This is a genomic window from Albidovulum aestuarii (assembly GCF_029961185.1).
Lineage (GTDB): Bacteria > Pseudomonadota > Alphaproteobacteria > Rhodobacterales > Rhodobacteraceae > Albidovulum > Albidovulum aestuarii.
Map to the genome: position 1 here is coordinate 284,665 of NZ_JASBQQ010000002.1, position 16,627 is coordinate 301,291.

Genomic DNA, 16,627 nt, shown 5'->3' on the forward strand with positions numbered 1-16,627 from the left:
TTACCCTTCAAATCGCTAAAGTCCCCCGGACCTCAGGAGCGGACACAGTCATGAGCAGCGATCCCCTTGTCATCTTCACCCCATCCGGCAAGCGCGGCCGGTTCCCGGTGGGCACCCCGATCCTGACCGCAGCGCGGCAGTTGGGGGTCGATCTCGATTCCGTCTGCGGCGGGCGCGGTATCTGTTCGAAATGCCAGATCACGCCGGGTTACGGCGAGTTTTCCAAGCATGGTGTTACGGTCAGCGAAGATGCTCTTTCCGAGTGGAACGAGGTCGAGGCGCGGTATGACCGCATCCGCGGCCTGAAGCAGGGCCGCCGTCTTGGCTGCCAAGCCAAGGTGATGGGCGATGTCGTCATCGACGTGCCGCCGGAAAGCCAGGTGCACCGGCAGGTGATCCGCAAGTCGGCCACCCAGCGCGACATCGTCATGGACCCGGCGACCCATGCCTATTACGTCGAGGTGACGGAACCCGACATGCATTCGCCTTCAGGTGATTTCCAGCGGCTTTGCGACGCGCTGCGCGACCAGTGGCAGATCGAAGGGCTGGAGGCAGAGACGGGGCTTCTGGGCAAGCTGCAACCCGCCCTGCGCAAAGGCGAATGGAAGGTCACGGTGGCGATACACCGCGACCACCGCGACAAGCCCCGCATCATCGATATCTGGCCGGGCTTTTACGAAGGCCGCCTTTACGGACTTGCCATCGACCTCGGCTCCACCACGATCGCCGCGCATCTCTGCGATCTGCGCAATGGCAACGTGCTTGCCTCCTCGGGCCTCATGAACCCGCAGATTCGCTTCGGCGAGGATCTGATGAGCCGGGTGAGCTATGCGATGATGAACCCCGGCGGCGATAGGGAAATGACCGAGGCCGTCCGCACCGCGATCAACGGACTGGCGCAATCCATCGCCACCGAGGCGGAGATCGATCCCGGCCAGATCGTCGAGACGGTCTTTGTCTGCAACCCGGTCATGCACCACCTTCTGATGGGCATTGACCCGGTTGAACTCGGTCAGGCGCCCTTCGCACTGGCCACATCCGACAGCCTTTCGCTGGCCGCGCGCGATCTTGACCTCAATGCGATCCATCCTCAGGCGCGGGTCTATATCCTGCCCTGCATTGCCGGACATGTCGGCGCCGACTGCGCCGCCGTCGCGCTGTCGGAGGAACCAAACAAGTCCGAGGATATGGTTCTGATCGTTGACGTGGGCACCAATGCCGAGATCCTCCTGGGCAACAAGGACCGCGTTCTGGCCTGTTCCTCACCCACTGGCCCTGCCTTCGAAGGCGCTCAGATCAGCGCCGGTCAGCGCGCGGCCCCCGGCGCGATCGAGCGGGTGGAGATCGACCCCGAGACCAAGGAACCCCGGTTCCGCGTTATCGGCTGCGACCTCTGGTCCGATGACGAAGGCTTCGCGGCCGCTACCGCCCAGACCGGCATCACCGGTATCTGCGGGTCGGGAATCATCGAGGTTGTGGCCGAGATGCGGATGGCGGGCATTCTCGATGCGAGCGGGCTGATCGGATCGGCAGAGCAGGTCGGCACCAACCGCTGCACCGCGACGGGCCGGACCCATGCCTATGTGCTCTATGATGGCACAACGGGCGGCGGACCGCTGATCACGGTAACGCAGGGCGATATCCGGGCGATTCAGCTGGCAAAGTCGGCGCTTTATGCCGGCGCGCGCCTCTTGATGGACGAACTGGAAATCGACAAGGTCGATCGCGTCGTGCTGGCGGGCGCGTTCGGCGCCCATATCTCACCGAAACATGCCATGGTTCTTGGCATGATCCCGGATGTGCCTTTGGACAAGGTGTTCTCGGCGGGCAATGCCGCGGGCACCGGCGCGCGCATAGCGCTCTGCAATATCGGCGCGCGGGCGACGATCGAGGATGAGGTCAACCGCATCTACAAGGTCGAAACGGCGATCGAACCGCGCTTTCAGGAGCATTTCGTCGCCGCCAACGCGATCCCTCATGCGACGGCGTCCTTCCCTGAACTGTCAGCCGTCGTCACGCTGCCCGACGTCAGTTTCAACACTGCAGGATCGGGTGCCGAAGGCGGCCGACGGCGGCGGCGGGGATAGGCCGGAAGCCAACTTTCCCGTGGGTCGGACATACTGAACCTGCTCACGGGAAGTGCATAAACATCTTGAAGAGTCCGGCGCTACCCTACCGGCAGCACCTGCCGTTTGACCATCGTGCGCAGCGCGAAGGAGGAGCGGGTGGACCGGATGCCGGGCACCCGCATCAGTTTCTCCTCCAGAAACCGGTCGAAATCGGCAAGGTCGGCTGCGACGACCCGCATCAGGATATCGCGCGAGCCGGTCATCAGGTGGCATTCCATAACGCGGTCAAAGCCCCGTACCGCCCGCTCGAAGGCGTCGATGGCGTCTTTCGCCTGCCGCTCAAGCTCCACCCAGATAAAGATCGACACCGGCAGGCCGACACGGCCCTGATCGATCCGGACCGAATACCCCTCGATCACGCCATCGGCCTCGAGCCGCGACAGGCGACGGGCGCAGGGGGTCTGCGACAAGCCAATCTCTGCGGCGAGATCGGTGACGGAAAGACGCCCGTCGCGCTGAAGCGCGGTAAGCATGCGCCGGTCGGTGGTATCCATGGTGACTACACCTATGTTTTTTTATTTTTTTAGAGAATATCACTCAAATTGCCAATCTCAACGTCAAAGATTGGCGAAAGCCCGCTGTCAAAGGGTGCTATTTTCACTCCAAAGCATTCACGGAGCCTATGATGCAGATCACCCAAGTCGCCACGAAAGAGCATGAAGAGGTTTATCGGGTCGAGGACCGGGACTCCGGGCTGCGCGGTTTCATTGCCATTCATTCGACCACGCTTGGCCCGGCTGCGGGCGGGCTCAGGATGCGGGTCTATCGCAGCGAGGACGAGGCGCTAAACGACGTTCTGCGCCTGAGCCGGGGCATGACCTTCAAGAATGCCGCCGCCGGTCTGCCGCTTGGCGGTGGCAAGGCGGTGATCATTGGCGACCCATCAAAGGGCAAGACGCCGGATCTGCTGCGGGCCATGGGGCGCGCGGTCGAGACACTGGCCGGTCGATACTGGACGGCCGAGGATATGGGAATGACGACCGCGGATATGGCGGTTCTGGCCGAGGAAACCGCCTATGTCGCGGGTCTGGCCGGTGGGGCCTATGCAAGTGGCGACCCCTCACCGGTGACTGCGCGGGGCGTTTTCAACGCCGTGCGGCGTGCGGCGAAACACCGGCTTGGCAAAGACAGTCTTGATGGGCTGACCGTTGCCGTACAGGGCCTTGGCAACGTGGGGCGCCATCTCTGCGCCCTGATGCATGGCGACGGCGCACGGCTGATCGTGACCGATATCGACGCAACCCGCGTCGCAGGCGCTGTCGCGGAATGGTCGGCCGAAGCCGTTGCCGAAGACGCGATATACCACGCAGGGGCCGATATCTTCGCCCCCTGCGCCATCGGCGGCATCCTGAATGCCGAAACCATTCCGGCGCTTCGCGTCGCCGTCGTCGCCGGCGGCGCCAACAACCAGCTGGCCACCGATGCGGATGCGGGTCGCCTCGCGGCAAGCGATATCCTTTACGCGCCTGATTTCGTCGCCAATGGCGGCGGCATCATCAATGTCGCGGCTGAAATCCTGAAAATCTCCGACCGCGAAAGCTGGGTCGCGGCCCGGCTTACGGCGCTCGACCGGACAATGGAGGCGATACTGTCCGCCGCAAAGGCGGAGGGGGTGAGCCCGCATCACGTCGCCGAGCGGATCGTGGCCGAGCATATGGCCCGTGCGGCGGCCTGACCCCTTGACGCCCGGCGCGGCCCGGCAGATTTTCGGGCCGTGCCGCGAAGGAGCATTCCGATGAAACTCTCGATTCCCGATATGAGCTGCGGTCACTGCAAGGCGTCGGTGGAACGCACGATCATCGACCTCGACAGCCATGCCGATGTGGTTGTTGACCTGACCGCCCGCACCGCCGAGGTCCGGACCACCGCCCCGGCCGAGGCCGTCCTGACCGTGCTGAAGGCCGAGGGCTATCCGGCGACGATCCTGCGCTGAGGGCCCGGCGATTGCGCCACGGGGGCTATTTGTGCATACTCTGCCCCGCTTGGTGGCGCCAAGACCGGGAAAACCGGCGGCGCAGGTGGGATGGGACGAAGGAATGAGGACAGCACTGATTGCAGCGGCGCTCTGCGCTTTTGCCCCGATGACAGCAACAGCGGGGCCGATCGACAGCGCCTGCCTGAAATCCAACCGGTCAACCAGCCCGATTATCTGTGACTGCATCCAGCGCGTCGCCAATATGACGCTGACCAGTTCCGACCAGCAACTGGCAGCAAAACTCCTGCGAGATCCCGAAAAGGTCCAGGACATCGCGTATTCGAACCGCGCCAGCCACCGTGAATTCTGGGTCCGCTACACGAACTTTGGCGCGGCGGCAGAGCAGGTCTGCGCGAACTGAGCGGTCAGGCCGACCGTGCCAGCGATGTGACAAGCCCATCGGCGGCCAGTTCGATCAGGTCCAAAGCCTGGTCGAAATCGCGTGTATAGTAGGGATCAGGCACCTCATCCGTGCCGCAGGCCGGCGCATTGTCGAGCATGAGGTGAAGCGGCGTGGCATTGCCCCCAGGCCGCAGAGCCGAAAGATCGGCGAGATTTACGCGGTCCATCGCCAGGATAAGGTCGAAATCATCAAAATCCGTCCGACGCACCTGCCGCGCCCTGAGCGGCGCAAGATCATAACCGCGCGCTGCGGCGGCCGCGATCATCGGCGGATAGGGCGGATCGCCGATATGCCAGCCGCCGGTTCCGGCGCTGTCCACACTGACCGCCAGCCCCGCCGCACTGGCCTTGGCGGCAAAAACCGCCTCGGCCGCCGGTGAGCGGCAGATATTGCCGAGACAGACAAAGAGAATGCGCTTCATGCTGGGCCTCCGCTCCCGGCCATGGCAGAAGGAGTGCACGATGTCAAAACCCGACCATATAGTCATCCTGACCGGCGCCGGCATCTCGGCCGAAAGCGGGCTTGGAACCTTCCGCGATGTCGGCGGGATCTGGTCGCGTTATGACTGGCGCGATCTGGCCACGCCCGAAGGTTTCGCCCGAGACCCGGATTTCGTCCTCGATTTCTACAACTGGCGGCGCGAAAAGGTGCGCGCGGTCCAACCCAACCCGGCGCATCTGGCGCTTGCACGGCTCGCCCGGGACTGGCAGGGGCCCGTCACGCTCGTCACGCAGAATGTCGACAACCTGCACGAACAGGCCGGAAGCCCCGAGGTGATCCACATGCACGGCACGCATCTGACCGCGCTCTGCGCCGCCTGCGGCCATCGCTGGCCTGCACCTGAGGTCATGCGGGCCACCGATCCCTGCCCCGAATGCGCACGCCCCCGGGCCCGGCCCGATGTGGTCTGGTTCGGGGAAACGCCCTATCATCTCGACCGGATCGGCGAGGCTCTGACCTGCGCCGGTCTTTTCGTCTCCATCGGCACATCCGGCACAGTCTACCCCGCCGCCGGATTCGCCGCGGCGGCCCGTGCCGCCGGGGCGCGGACGCTGGAGCTAAACCTCGAACCCTCGCAGAACGCGACGGTTTTCGACGAGGCGCGGCATGGCCGGGCGAGCGAGATCGTGCCTGAATGGGTGGCGGAAATGCTTACGGAAAGCTGATCACTTTCTGTCCGCAAATACTCTCGGGGGTGAATGCGCCCGGAACGGGCGCAGAGGGGGCAGACGCCCCCCTGCCCGCCCGCGTCAGGATGCGCCCGCCGCCTCACGCATCGCGGTGAGAAGAGCCGCGACCTCGGCTTCGGTGTTATAATGGCTGACCGACACGCGAATGCAGTCGTCATATCCGAGGGGGGCGAGGATATTGCCGCAATAATGGTCATTGCGACGGATATGGACGCGGATGCCCCGCTCCGCCAGAAACCTCACCAGATCGCCCGACGCCATATTCGCAAGGCGCAATGACACGACGCCTTCGCGTCCCGAAACCGCATCGCCGCCGATCAGCGTGACGCCCGGCAAAGCAACAAGCCCGGCAAGATTTCCGGTGCCGTGGATCATCGCCGTCATCAGGCGCGCCTCATGCCCGGCAATCGCCTTGCCCGCCGCCTCGATCCGGCTCCGCCGGTCGCCACTTGCAGTGAAATGACCGCCAAGCCAGTCGAGATAGGCCACGACATCGGAAAAGGTCGCGTAGCTGCCAGCATCGCGGGTCCCAAGTTCCCACGCATCTGCCGGGCCGCCGACAATCTGTTCCTTGACCAAAGCGGTCAGCCGGTCCGAGGCCCAGCCGACACCGTAGCCATGACGGGAAAAGACCTTGTAGGGCGATACAGCATAGCCATCTGCCAGAACCGCGCCGGTATCGACAGCGCCGTGACTTGCATGCTGGATGCCGTCGACGATGATGAAGCAATCCGGCGCAACCTCCCGGATCGCTGCGGCAATGCCCGCGACATCGACCGACATGCCCGTGACCGGCGAGGTATGAACGATGGTCGCGACCCTGAGGTCAGGCGTGAGATGGGCACGATAGGCCGCCGGCCCCACCGTCCCGGTCGCATCGTCATGCACGACGCGGATATGGGGTCTGCCCGTCACCTCAGACCAGCGCGCCATGGCGCTGGCCGAAGCCGGGTGTTCGAGGGTGGAGCCGAGCATCACACCGCCCTTTTCGGCCCCGAGAGAAGCGGTGCGGATCAGCCGGAACAACACCTCGGTCCCGCTTTCGCCGACAAAGACCCGGCCACGATTGGCATTGAAGAACAAAGCCATATCGGCCTTGCCCTTCGTAATCGCAGCCATCAATGCCGCCGAGGCCGGATTGTCGCGGCCCTGATTGTCAGGATAGCCCGCATAGGCCGCTGAAGTCTCAATCACCGATTTCAGCCGCAGCGCGCCGCCGGCATTCTCGAAAAAGATGCGTGGACCTTCGAAGGGACAAGCCTCGACATGGGCGAAACGCGCCCGCACTTCTTCCATCAATCCCGGCTTATCGGCGATCATCCCTGCTCTCCCGCTTTTCGGCCAATTGGGCGCGTCCGGGCGGGGAGGTCAAGCCCGACCGGTCGCGTTCAGCGGAAAGCCGGGCCGTGGGACCAGATCGTGAGCGACCAGCGTTCGCCCGCCGTAACCGGCGTAACGCGGTGCAGGACAAAGCTCGGGAAGACGGTCGCCGTGCCACGCCCTGTCCCGGCGGCATGGATATTGGCGTCGGGCATAAGTTCCAGCACGCCGCCGGAATAGGCATCCTGCTCGGAGAGTTGAACCACCATCGTCAGCTTTCGCCGTGCGGCGACGGCCCCCATGCCGATATCGGAATGCCAGTCGAAATGCCCCTCGCGCTCAGCCCCGTAACGCGCGACCTGCGCGCTTTCGGCGAATTCGGTCAGCGCGAAATCGAACGCCTCGCGATTGGCGCGGGCGACAATCTGAATGATGCGGTCCATGACCCATTCCGCCCCCTCACGCTCATCGAGCCATGCCAGATCGGCGCGGCGGATATTGTGATCGGAGGTGTTGCGGACGAGCCCGGCATCATCCAGCGGCGCGGCGCTTGCAAGCGCGATGATCCGGTCGCATTCCGCGGGATCGAAAGCGTCGGGCAGAGAATAGGGGGTAAACATGGGCGGGTCGCCTGAGTCAGGATTCGGAGTTGCCCCCCGATGGCGCGGTACAGCACAAAAGTCCATGTTCTGCGCGACGGCAATGTCGCTTTTGGCATTCGGACCCGGGGCAAATCCGCGCGGGACCGCGTCAAAGCCGCCCGCCACCCCGTTTCTGCGACATCATCGCCGCCACCTCGGCGTCCGGCACCGCCTCGGAAGCATAGGTGAATGTGCCCGCCTCCATAACCTCCCTACCTGCCCGTATCAGCGCGCCGAGCGCGGCACGGGCAAAAGAGCCACCGGTGCTGATGCGCCCGACCCCGGCCCCGGAGAGATCGGCGACTGTATGGTTCGGCCCCGACAGGCCCATCACGACATTGACCGGCCTGTCCACCTCTCGGCACACCGTTCGGATCGCTTCCAGATCAGGCAGCCCCGGCGCATAGAGCACATCCGCCCCCGCCTCGGCGAAGGCCTGCAGGCGGGCAATCGTGTCGTTCAGGTCGGGCCGTCCGTAAAGGAAATTCTCAGCCCGGGCTGTCAACAGGAACGACCGCCCGCGCGTGGCCTCTGACGCCGCACGGATCCGGTCGACCGCCAGCCCGAAGGGGTGGATCGGATCATCCGGATCTCCGGTCGCATCCTCGATCGCACCGCCGACAAGGCCCCGCTCGGCCGCCATGATCACGGTTTCGGCCACCGTCTCGGGCGCGGGCCCGAAACCGTCCTCAAGATCGGCGCTGACCGGCAGGTCGGTGGCGGCCGCGATGGCAGCGGCATTGGCCAGCACCTCATCGCGGGTAAGTGCGGCAAACGAATCCCGTTTTCCGACCGAAAACGCATACCCCGCGCTTGTCGTTGCAATCGCCTCATATCCCAATATGGTCAGGATCATCGCGGACCCCGCATCCCAAGCGTTGGGCATCACGAACGCCCCTGCCCGTTCATGCATTGCCCGGAACCTATCGAACTTACTTTTACGGCCCGGCATTCTGCCCCTCCTCGTCCATCAAACCAAGAACATAATAGGAACATCTTTATCACACGGCAATCGCGTCCCGCCGATGACGCGAGGTTCCTCAAGACGGCCATAGTTTCGCCGTTTACAGATTGGATACAACTTCACAACAAACTGGCCGAGAGACGCGCAGATGTCGACCAAATGGACTATGATCACCGGTGCCTCCGAGGGGCTGGGCGTGGAATTCGCGCGCCTTGCGGCGGCCGAAGGGCGTGACCTGATCCTCGTCGCGCGTCAGGCCCAAAAGCTGGAACGTATGGCTGATGAGTTGCGCGCCAGGCACAATGTCGCCATCGAGGTGCTGCCGATCGACCTTTCGGACCCGAAGGCGGTTGAGGCCCTGTGGCGCCGGGCCGAGATGCGCCGCCATATCGACATCCTCGTGAACAACGCCGGGCTTGGTTATAACGGCCCTTTCACCGGCGTCGATTTCACCCGTGAGATGTCCTCAATCATGGTCAATGTGACGGCCCTCACAATACTGACCAAACGCGCGGTTGCGCACATGACCCGACAGGGCGGCGGACGCATCCTGAATGTGGGCTCCGCAGCCGGATTCATGCCGGGGCCGAACATGGCGGTCTACCACGCGACCAAGGCCTATGTGCTGTCGCTGACCGAGGCCGTGTCCGAAGAGCTGCGCGGCAGCCCGGTCACGGTGACGGCGCTTTGCCCCGGCGCAACGGTCACCAATTTCGCCAAGGATGCGCAGATGGAGGGAATCAAGCTCTTCAAGGCGTTGCCGCCTGCTTCAGCCAAACGCGTTGCGAAAGCGGGCTGGAAGGCGATGAAAAAGGGCAAGCGGATTCGCGTGACCGGCCTTCAGAACAAATTTTTCGCCTTTGCGCCACGGTTCGCGCCGCGCTTTCTCGTGCCCCGGATCGCTGCATTGTTCCTGAAATAGAACCGCCGGACCCGCGTTAGCGCCACCACGTTTGCATGGGCCGCGCGAAGCGCCTAGAAGCCGGGATCAGGATTTGATCCATGGGTTTCAGCATTCCGGCGGAGGTAGACATGTCGCGGCAAAAACAGGCAGAACAGATGCGGTCGGGCAAGGGTTTCATCGCGGCCCTGGACCAGAGCGGCGGCTCCACCCCGAAGGCCCTGAAACTCTACGGCATTGGCGAAAGCGCCTATTCGAATGACGCCGAGATGTTCGGGCTCATCCACCAGATGCGCGCCCGCATCGCCACGTCGCCCGCCTTCACCGGCGAGCGCGTGATCGGCGCGATCCTGTTCGAAAAGACCATGGACAGCGAGATCGGCGGCAAGCCCTCGGCGACCTTTCTTTGGGAAGATCGCGGCGTGGTTCCATTCCTGAAGATCGACAAAGGACTTGAGGAGGCCAAGGACGGCGTGAAGCTGATGAAGCCCATTGACGGCCTCAACGCTCTCCTGAGCCGCGCGGTCAAGGCAGGTATCTTCGGAACCAAGGAACGCTCGGTCATCGACGCGGCCAACCCGGCGGGTATTGCGGCCATTGTGGCGCAGCAATTCGATCTGGGTCGTCAGGTGCTGGCCCATGGCCTCGTGCCGATCATCGAACCCGAGGTCACGATCTCCATCGCCGACAAGGCCGAGGCCGAGGACATCCTGCTGGCGGAACTGAAAAAGCATCTCGACGCGCTGCCCGCCGACCAGCAGGTGATGCTGAAACTAACCCTGCCGACCAAGGCCAATCTTTACAAGCCGCTGGTCGATCATCCGCGCGTGATGCGGGTCGTGGCTTTGTCGGGCGGTTACAGCCGCGATGAGGCGAACGCGCTTCTGGCCCAGAATACAGGCATGATCGCCAGCTTCAGCCGCGCCCTGACCGAGGGGCTTTCGGCGCAGCAATCGGACGCGGAATTCAACGCGGTTCTGGATACCACGATCCAGTCGATCCGAGACGCCTCGGTCGCAGGTTGATCGGGCAAAAACCCGCAAAAACCTTGGGAAAATCGCGAAGGGGGATTCCCTTCGCGAATCACCTGTGCAATGATTCGCGAACCCGCCCGCAAGAGGCGGTGAAACGAGGCAGAGCATGAATGCACCCCGCAAACGCCCGGCCCTTGCCATGGCGCTGTATCTGATGACGGCGTCCGCGCTTGGCTTCTACTTCACCTTTGCCGCAGTGCAGGGTGACTTCGGCGTGTTCCGGCGGGTGCAGGCGACGGCCGAACGGGACGCTCTTATCGCCGAGCGCGACCGGCTGAAATCCGAGGTCGCGCGAATGGCAAACCTGACCCGCCGCCTGTCCGACACCTATCTCGATCTAGACCTTTTAGATGAACGCGCCCGGGACGTCCTTGGCCTCGTGCGCGCCGACGAGATCGTCATTCACTAAGGCATCCAGGCAGAGCACGCCTTTCATCACTTTCTGTCGAAAAATACTCCGGGGGTCCGGGGGTGGAACCCCCGGCGGGTCGGATCGCCACGGCGGTCCGATATTGCGGCTGCCGCGCACAAATATTTCTCGCGATTCAATCGCTGTTGCGCTATAAGATAGTTTAACGTTGAACTACTTTCTCGCCATTGGGAGGTTCTCGGCATGGCCGCAAGAAAAAGCGCCGCGAAATCAAATACATCGAAAGAAGAATTGCTCACCTATTACCGTGAGATGCTGCTCATCCGCCGATTCGAGGAAAAGGCGGGCCAGCTTTACGGCATGGGCCTGATCGGCGGTTTCTGCCACCTCTATATCGGGCAGGAGGCGGTTGTCGTCGGGTTAGAGGCAGCGGCCGAAGAGGGCGACAAGCGCATCACCTCCTACCGCGACCACGGCCATATGCTGGCCTGCGGCATGGACCCCAAGGGCGTCATGGCCGAACTGACGGGCCGTGAGGGCGGCCTTTCAAAAGGCAAGGGTGGCTCCATGCACATGTTCTCGAAAGAGAAGCATTTCTATGGCGGCCACGGCATCGTCGGCGCCCAGGTGCCCTTGGGTGCCGGTCTCGCCTTTGCTGACAAGTACAAAGACAACAAACGCGTGACCTTCGCCTATTTCGGTGATGGTGCCGCGAACCAGGGCCAGGTTTATGAGACCTTCAACATGGCGGCCCTGTGGAAGCTGCCGGTGATCTTCGTGATCGAGAATAACCAGTATGCGATGGGCACGGCGCAGAAGCGCTCCACCTCGACGCCCGAACTTCACACCCGCGGCCTCGCCTTCGGTATCCCGGGTGAGACGGTCGACGGTATGGACGTTCTGGCGGTGAAGGCCGCGAGCGAGAAGGCCACTGAACACTGCCGCGCAGGCAAGGGCCCCTACATCCTCGAGATCATGACCTACCGCTATCGCGGCCATTCGATGTCGGACCCGGCCAAGTACCGGACCCGCGAGGAAGTCCAGAAGATGCGCGATGAACGCGACCCGATCGAACATGTGCGCGAACTGCTTTTGCAGGGCAAACATGCGACCGATGACGACCTGAAGGCCATCGACAAGGAGATCAAGGCCGTCGTCAACGAGGCCGCCGAGTTTTCCAAGACCAGCCCGGAACCGTCGCTCGACGAGCTCTGGACCGACATCTACGCGTAAGGGGGACACGCATATGGCTACCGAAATTCTCATGCCCGCGCTTTCCCCGACGATGGAGGAAGGTAAGCTTGCGAAATGGCTGGTGAAGGAGGGCGATACAGTGTCGTCCGGCCAGATCCTGGCCGAGATTGAAACCGACAAGGCGACGATGGAATTTGAGGCGGTCGATGAAGGTGTCGTCGGCCGCATCCTCGTCGCCGAGGGCACCGAAGGCGTGAAGGTTAATACGCCCATCGCGGTGCTGGTTGAGGAAGGCGAAAGCGCAGATGCAGCACCGGCCGCTGCCGCCGCTCCGGCGGCTGAGGCCCCTGCCCCCGCTCCCGCCGTTGCGGCGCCCGCAGCAGCCGCACCCGCAACGCCGAAAGCGGACACCTCGCCCGACTGGCCGGCAGGCACAGCGATGAAAACCATGACCGTGCGCGAGGCTCTGCGCGAGGCCATGGCCGAAGAGATGCGCCGCGATCAGGACGTCTATCTGATGGGCGAGGAAGTCGGCGAATATCAGGGCGCCTACAAGATCAGCCAGGGGCTCTTGGACGAGTTCAGCGACAAGCGCGTGATCGACACGCCGATCACCGAACACGGCTTTGCCGGGATCGCGGTCGGTTCCGCCTTTGGCGGCCTGAAGCCCATCGTCGAGTTCATGACCTTCAACTTCGCGATGCAGGCGATCGACCACATCATCAACTCGGCCGCAAAGACGCTCTACATGTCGGGTGGCCAGATGGGGTGTCCGATTGTCTTCCGGGGCCCGAACGGCGCGGCGGCCCGCGTGGCTGCCCAGCACAGCCAGGACTACGCCGCATGGTACGCACAGATCCCCGGCCTGAAAGTCGTGCAGCCCTATTCGGCGGCTGACGCCAAGGGCCTCTTGAAATCGGCGATCCGCGATCCGAACCCGGTCATCTTCCTTGAGAATGAGATCCTCTATGGCCGCTCCTTCGAGGTGCCGGATATGGACGATTTTACAATCCCCTTCGGCAAGGCCAAGATCTGGCGCGAAGGCACGGATGTGACGCTGGTATCGTTCGGCATCGGTATGACCCACACGCTGGACGCGGCCGACAAGCTCGCCGCCGAGGGGATCAGCGCCGAGGTGATCGATCTTCGGACGCTGCGCCCCATCGACTACGACTCGGTCATCGCCTCCGTCATGAAGACCAACCGCTGTGTAACGGTCGAGGAAGGCTGGCCCGTCGCGTCAATCGGCAACCACCTCTCTGCAGTGATCATGGAACGCGCGTTCGACTACCTCGACGCGCCCGTAATCAACTGCACGGGCAAGGACGTGCCGATGCCCTACGCGGCGAACCTCGAAAAACACGCGCTGATCACCTCGGACGAGGTCGTGGCGGCGGTCAAGCAAGTCACCTACCGGTAAGGAGACCGAGACATGGCAACCGAAATTCTGATGCCCGCTCTGTCACCGACGATGGAGGAAGGCACGCTCGCGAAATGGCTGGTGAAGGAGGGCGATACCGTGTCCTCCGGCGACATCCTGGCCGAGATCGAGACCGACAAGGCGACGATGGAGTTCGAGGCGGTCGATGAGGGGATCGTTGGCCGCATCCTCGTCGCCGAAGGGACGGCGGGTGTGAAGGTAAACACCCCCATCGCCGTTCTGGTTGAGGAAGGTGAAAGCGCCGATGCGGCCCCCGCCCCGGCAGCGGCACCTGCTGCGGCCGCCCCCGCCCCGGCTGCGGCCGCGCCGACGGCTGCAGCACCGGCACCAGCCCCCGCCGCACCGAAACCGGACGGCAAGCGTGTGATCGCCTCGCCGCTCGCACGCCGGTTGGCAAAGGAAAAGGGCATCGACATCGCGACCCTGACCGGCTCCGGCCCGCATGGGCGGATCGTCAAGGCCGATGTCGAGGGTGCGAGCGCGGCGCCGAAGGCCGCGGCCCCTGCGGCGGCACCGGCAGCCGCCCCTGCGGCTCCGGCGGCAGCTCCTGCCGGGCCGTCGGCCGATATGGTTGCGCGGATGTACGAGGGCCGGGAATATGAGGAAATCCCGCTCGACGGCATGCGCAAGACCATCGCGGCCCGGCTGACCGAGGCCAAGCAGACGATCCCGCATTTCTACCTGCGTCGTGAGGTGCAGCTTGATGCACTGATGAAGTTCCGCGGTCAGCTCAACGCCCAGCTCGAAGGGCGCGGCGTAAAACTGTCGGTCAACGACTTCATCATCAAAGCCTGCGCGCTGGCGCTGCAGGATGTGCCCGATGCCAATGCGGTCTGGGCGGGCGACCGGATGCTGAAACTGAAACCTTCAGACGTGGCCGTCGCGGTCGCCATCGAGGGCGGCCTCTTCACGCCGGTTCTGAAGGATGCGCACCAGAAGACAATCTCAGCACTTTCGGCGGAAATGAAGGACCTCGCGACCCGGGCGCGGAACCGCAAGCTCGCCCCCCACGAATATCAGGGTGGCAGCTTCGCGATTTCCAACCTTGGCATGATGGGGATCGAAAATTTCGACGCGGTCATCAACCCGCCGCATGGCGCGATCCTTGCCGTCGGCGCGGGCATCAAGAAGCCGGTCGTGAAGGCGGATGGAGAGATTGGCGTCGCAACCGTGATGTCGATGACGCTTTCGGTCGATCATCGGGTCATCGACGGCGCGCTCGGCGCCGAGCTTCTGAAAGCCATCGTCGGCTATCTCGAAAGCCCGATGTCGATGCTGGCCTGATCTGACGGGCGGGAGGTCACACTCCCGCCCCTCGCACCATGGGCGGCCAATCCAGATGACCCGGATTCTCGTTCTTCATACCGGTGGCACCGTCGGCATGGCGCATGGCCCTAATGGCCTCGCGCCTCAGCCGGGGCTTGTGGAGGAAGCGCTTATCCGCCTCGCACCACCCAAGCTCGATCTGACGATTCATAGTTTTGACCCATTGATCGACAGCGCCGAAATGGGACCTGCGATCTGGAACCGGCTGATCGACCGGATCACGGAATGGTCGGGGGACGGCATCATCATCACCCACGGCACCGATACGATGGCCTTCACCGGTGCTGCCCTGTCTGGGGCACTGCCGGGATTGCCGATCCCCGTCGTTCTGACCGGTTCGATGAAGCCCCTCGGGGTGCCGGGGGACGCCGAGTCCAACCTCATTCTGGCACTCGATGCCGTCAGCGGAGCGGCCCCGGGCGTCTGGCTTGCCTTCGCCGGGCGCATTCTGACGGGCGCGTCCGTGGTAAAGCACCATTCTTCCGCGCCCGATTCCTTTCGCGAGACGCAAGCTGCGGTGCCGATGCGTGGTTCCTTCGCACCAAGACACTTTCCTGATCGCAAGCTCGCCATCCTGACTCTCGCCCCGGGCTTCGGGGCTGCGGTCGATGCATTGGGCGCAGCCCTTGAACACCTCGATGGGGCCATCCTCAGGGTCTTCGGTGCCGGTACCATGATGCAGGACCCGAAGCTGCTGTCGGTGCTCGCTGCCGCAACCGGACGTGGCTGCCGGATCGTTGCCGTAAGTCAATGCGAACGCGGAGGGCTTACCCCCGGCGCCTATGCCGCCGGAGAAGCATTGTGGGCGTCAGGAGTTGAAAACGGCGGCACGAAGACAGCCGAACGCGCGCTCGCCGATCTCTGGCTCGACCTCTGACGCCAAAGCGGGGTCAGACGCCGTCGTCGATGATCTGATCCATCGTCAGCGCGGGCTGCTCGCAGCCAGCCTCACCCACGACACGCGCGGGTACGCCCGCGACGGTGGTGCACTTCGGCACTTCGTGCAGCACGACAGACCCCGCCGCGATGCGAGAGCAGTCGCCCACCTTGATATTGCCGAGGATCTTTGCGCCCGCTCCGATCAGCACACCATTGCCAATCTTCGGATGACGGTCGCCATCTTCCTTGCCGGTGCCGCCAAGCGTCACCGAGTGCAGCATCGAAACGTTGTCACCAACCACAGCCGTCTCGCCAATAACGATGGAATGCGCGTGGTCGATCATAATCCCCTTGCCCACGACGGCGCCGGGATGAATGTCGACACCAAAGACTTCACTCACGCGCATCTGCACAAAATAGGCCAGATCGCGCCGTCCGGTCTGCCACAACCAGTGGCCGATCCGGTAGCACTGAACTGCCTGAAATCCCTTGAAAAAAAGCACCGGCTGCAGGAACCGGTGGCAGGCCGGGTCGCGGTCATAGACCGCGACGATATCGGCACGCGCTGACTGCCCGATTTCGGGATCAGCGGCATAGGCCTCGTCGGCAATCTCGCGCAGGATCTGCTCGCTCATCTCGCCGGAGGCAAGCTTCAGGGAGAAGCGGTAGGCGAGCGCGCGCTCCAGCGAGGGGTGATGCAGAAGGCTGGAATGTATGAGCCCGCCCAAAAGCGGCTCATCGCGAACCGCCGCACGGGCCTCTTCGCAAATATGCGACCAGACCGGATCGACCTGAGCAACCTTACGTTTCGTTTCCGCCATGACGGTGCCCTCCGCTTGCAGACCCTTTATAGCAGATAG

Annotated in this window: 18 protein-coding genes; 12 read left to right on the plus strand and 6 right to left on the minus strand. The window is 63.5% G+C overall.

The annotated features are described in order from the left end of the window. Positions 1-50 precede the first annotated feature (50 nt). Positions 51-2,087, plus strand: coding sequence for an ASKHA domain-containing protein (locus QKW60_RS06125; RefSeq protein WP_282367275.1), 2,037 nt, complete (start codon positions 51-53; stop codon positions 2,085-2,087). A gap of 80 nt (positions 2,088-2,167) precedes the next feature. On the opposite strand, the gene QKW60_RS06130 is transcribed toward QKW60_RS06125, so the two are convergent. Further along, complete coding sequence (locus QKW60_RS06130) at positions 2,168-2,623, minus strand: Lrp/AsnC family transcriptional regulator (protein ID WP_282367276.1); 456 nt, start codon at positions 2,621-2,623, stop codon at positions 2,168-2,170. A 131-nt stretch (positions 2,624-2,754) separates the two neighbouring features. Between QKW60_RS06130 and QKW60_RS06135 the strand changes: the two genes are divergently transcribed. The 3 genes from QKW60_RS06135 to QKW60_RS06145 all read left to right on the plus strand — a co-directional run bounded on the left by QKW60_RS06135 (position 2,755) and on the right by QKW60_RS06145 (position 4,465). Continuing rightward, positions 2,755-3,804, plus strand: a complete 1,050-nt coding sequence (locus QKW60_RS06135) for a Glu/Leu/Phe/Val family dehydrogenase (protein ID WP_282367278.1) — start codon at positions 2,755-2,757, stop codon at positions 3,802-3,804. A 60-nt stretch (positions 3,805-3,864) separates the two neighbouring features. Next, complete coding sequence (locus QKW60_RS06140; protein WP_282367280.1) at positions 3,865-4,062, plus strand: heavy-metal-associated domain-containing protein; 198 nt, start codon at positions 3,865-3,867, stop codon at positions 4,060-4,062. Positions 4,063-4,165: 103 nt separating this feature from the next. Beyond that, complete coding sequence (locus QKW60_RS06145) at positions 4,166-4,465, plus strand: hypothetical protein (protein ID WP_282367281.1); 300 nt, start codon at positions 4,166-4,168, stop codon at positions 4,463-4,465. A gap of 4 nt (positions 4,466-4,469) precedes the next feature. Here QKW60_RS06145 and QKW60_RS06150 read toward each other — a convergent pair whose 3' ends face one another. Further along, positions 4,470-4,928, minus strand: coding sequence for a low molecular weight protein-tyrosine-phosphatase (locus QKW60_RS06150; protein WP_282367283.1), 459 nt, complete (start codon positions 4,926-4,928; stop codon positions 4,470-4,472). Positions 4,929-4,968: 40 nt separating this feature from the next. On the opposite strand from QKW60_RS06150, the gene QKW60_RS06155 reads away from it, so the two are divergent. Continuing rightward, entirely contained in the window at positions 4,969-5,673 is a 705-nt protein-coding gene (locus QKW60_RS06155) for an NAD-dependent deacylase (RefSeq protein WP_282367285.1), read from the plus strand. An 84-nt stretch (positions 5,674-5,757) separates the two neighbouring features. Here the strand turns inward: QKW60_RS06155 and QKW60_RS06160 are convergent, their stop codons facing one another. The 3 genes from QKW60_RS06160 to QKW60_RS06170 form a co-directional block, all read right to left on the minus strand. Further along, positions 5,758-7,017 (minus strand): aminotransferase class V-fold PLP-dependent enzyme, encoded by a 1,260-nt coding sequence (locus tag QKW60_RS06160; RefSeq protein WP_282367287.1) that lies wholly within the window; start codon positions 7,015-7,017, stop codon positions 5,758-5,760. Positions 7,018-7,085: 68 nt separating this feature from the next. Then, positions 7,086-7,637, minus strand: a complete 552-nt coding sequence (locus tag QKW60_RS06165) for a prolyl hydroxylase family protein (RefSeq protein ID WP_282367289.1) — start codon at positions 7,635-7,637, stop codon at positions 7,086-7,088. Positions 7,638-7,767: 130 nt separating this feature from the next. Further along, positions 7,768-8,610, minus strand: coding sequence for an isocitrate lyase/PEP mutase family protein (locus tag QKW60_RS06170; RefSeq protein WP_282367291.1), 843 nt, complete (start codon positions 8,608-8,610; stop codon positions 7,768-7,770). Positions 8,611-8,770: 160 nt separating this feature from the next. Between QKW60_RS06170 and QKW60_RS06175 the strand changes: the two genes are divergently transcribed. From QKW60_RS06175 to QKW60_RS06205, 7 genes are all read left to right on the plus strand, one after another. Continuing rightward, positions 8,771-9,544 (plus strand): SDR family NAD(P)-dependent oxidoreductase, encoded by a 774-nt coding sequence (locus QKW60_RS06175; protein WP_282367293.1) that lies wholly within the window; start codon positions 8,771-8,773, stop codon positions 9,542-9,544. Positions 9,545-9,654: 110 nt separating this feature from the next. Further along, positions 9,655-10,548 (plus strand): fructose bisphosphate aldolase, encoded by an 894-nt coding sequence (locus tag QKW60_RS06180; RefSeq protein WP_282367295.1) that lies wholly within the window; start codon positions 9,655-9,657, stop codon positions 10,546-10,548. Between the two features lie 115 nt (positions 10,549-10,663). Further along, entirely contained in the window at positions 10,664-10,966 is a 303-nt protein-coding gene (locus tag QKW60_RS06185; RefSeq protein WP_282367297.1) for an FtsB family cell division protein, read from the plus strand. A gap of 204 nt (positions 10,967-11,170) precedes the next feature. Then, on the plus strand, positions 11,171-12,160 hold the full coding sequence (gene pdhA / locus QKW60_RS06190) for a pyruvate dehydrogenase (acetyl-transferring) E1 component subunit alpha (protein WP_282367299.1): 990 nt from the start codon (positions 11,171-11,173) through the stop codon (positions 12,158-12,160). A gap of 13 nt (positions 12,161-12,173) precedes the next feature. Then, positions 12,174-13,541: a pyruvate dehydrogenase complex E1 component subunit beta gene (locus QKW60_RS06195; RefSeq protein ID WP_282367301.1), complete on the plus strand. Its 1,368-nt coding sequence runs from the start codon at positions 12,174-12,176 to the stop codon at positions 13,539-13,541. A 12-nt stretch (positions 13,542-13,553) separates the two neighbouring features. Continuing rightward, the gene (locus tag QKW60_RS06200) at positions 13,554-14,846 is read left to right on the plus strand and encodes a pyruvate dehydrogenase complex dihydrolipoamide acetyltransferase (RefSeq protein WP_282367305.1); all 1,293 of its coding nucleotides are present in this window, start codon (positions 13,554-13,556) and stop codon (positions 14,844-14,846) included. A 55-nt stretch (positions 14,847-14,901) separates the two neighbouring features. Next, a complete protein-coding gene (locus tag QKW60_RS06205) occupies positions 14,902-15,765 on the plus strand; it encodes an asparaginase domain-containing protein (protein ID WP_282367306.1) in 864 nt (287 codons plus the stop codon). A gap of 13 nt (positions 15,766-15,778) precedes the next feature. Here QKW60_RS06205 and cysE read toward each other — a convergent pair whose 3' ends face one another. After that, on the minus strand, positions 15,779-16,588 hold the full coding sequence (cysE, locus tag QKW60_RS06210) for a serine O-acetyltransferase (protein WP_282367308.1): 810 nt from the start codon (positions 16,586-16,588) through the stop codon (positions 15,779-15,781). Positions 16,589-16,627 lie beyond the last annotated feature (39 nt).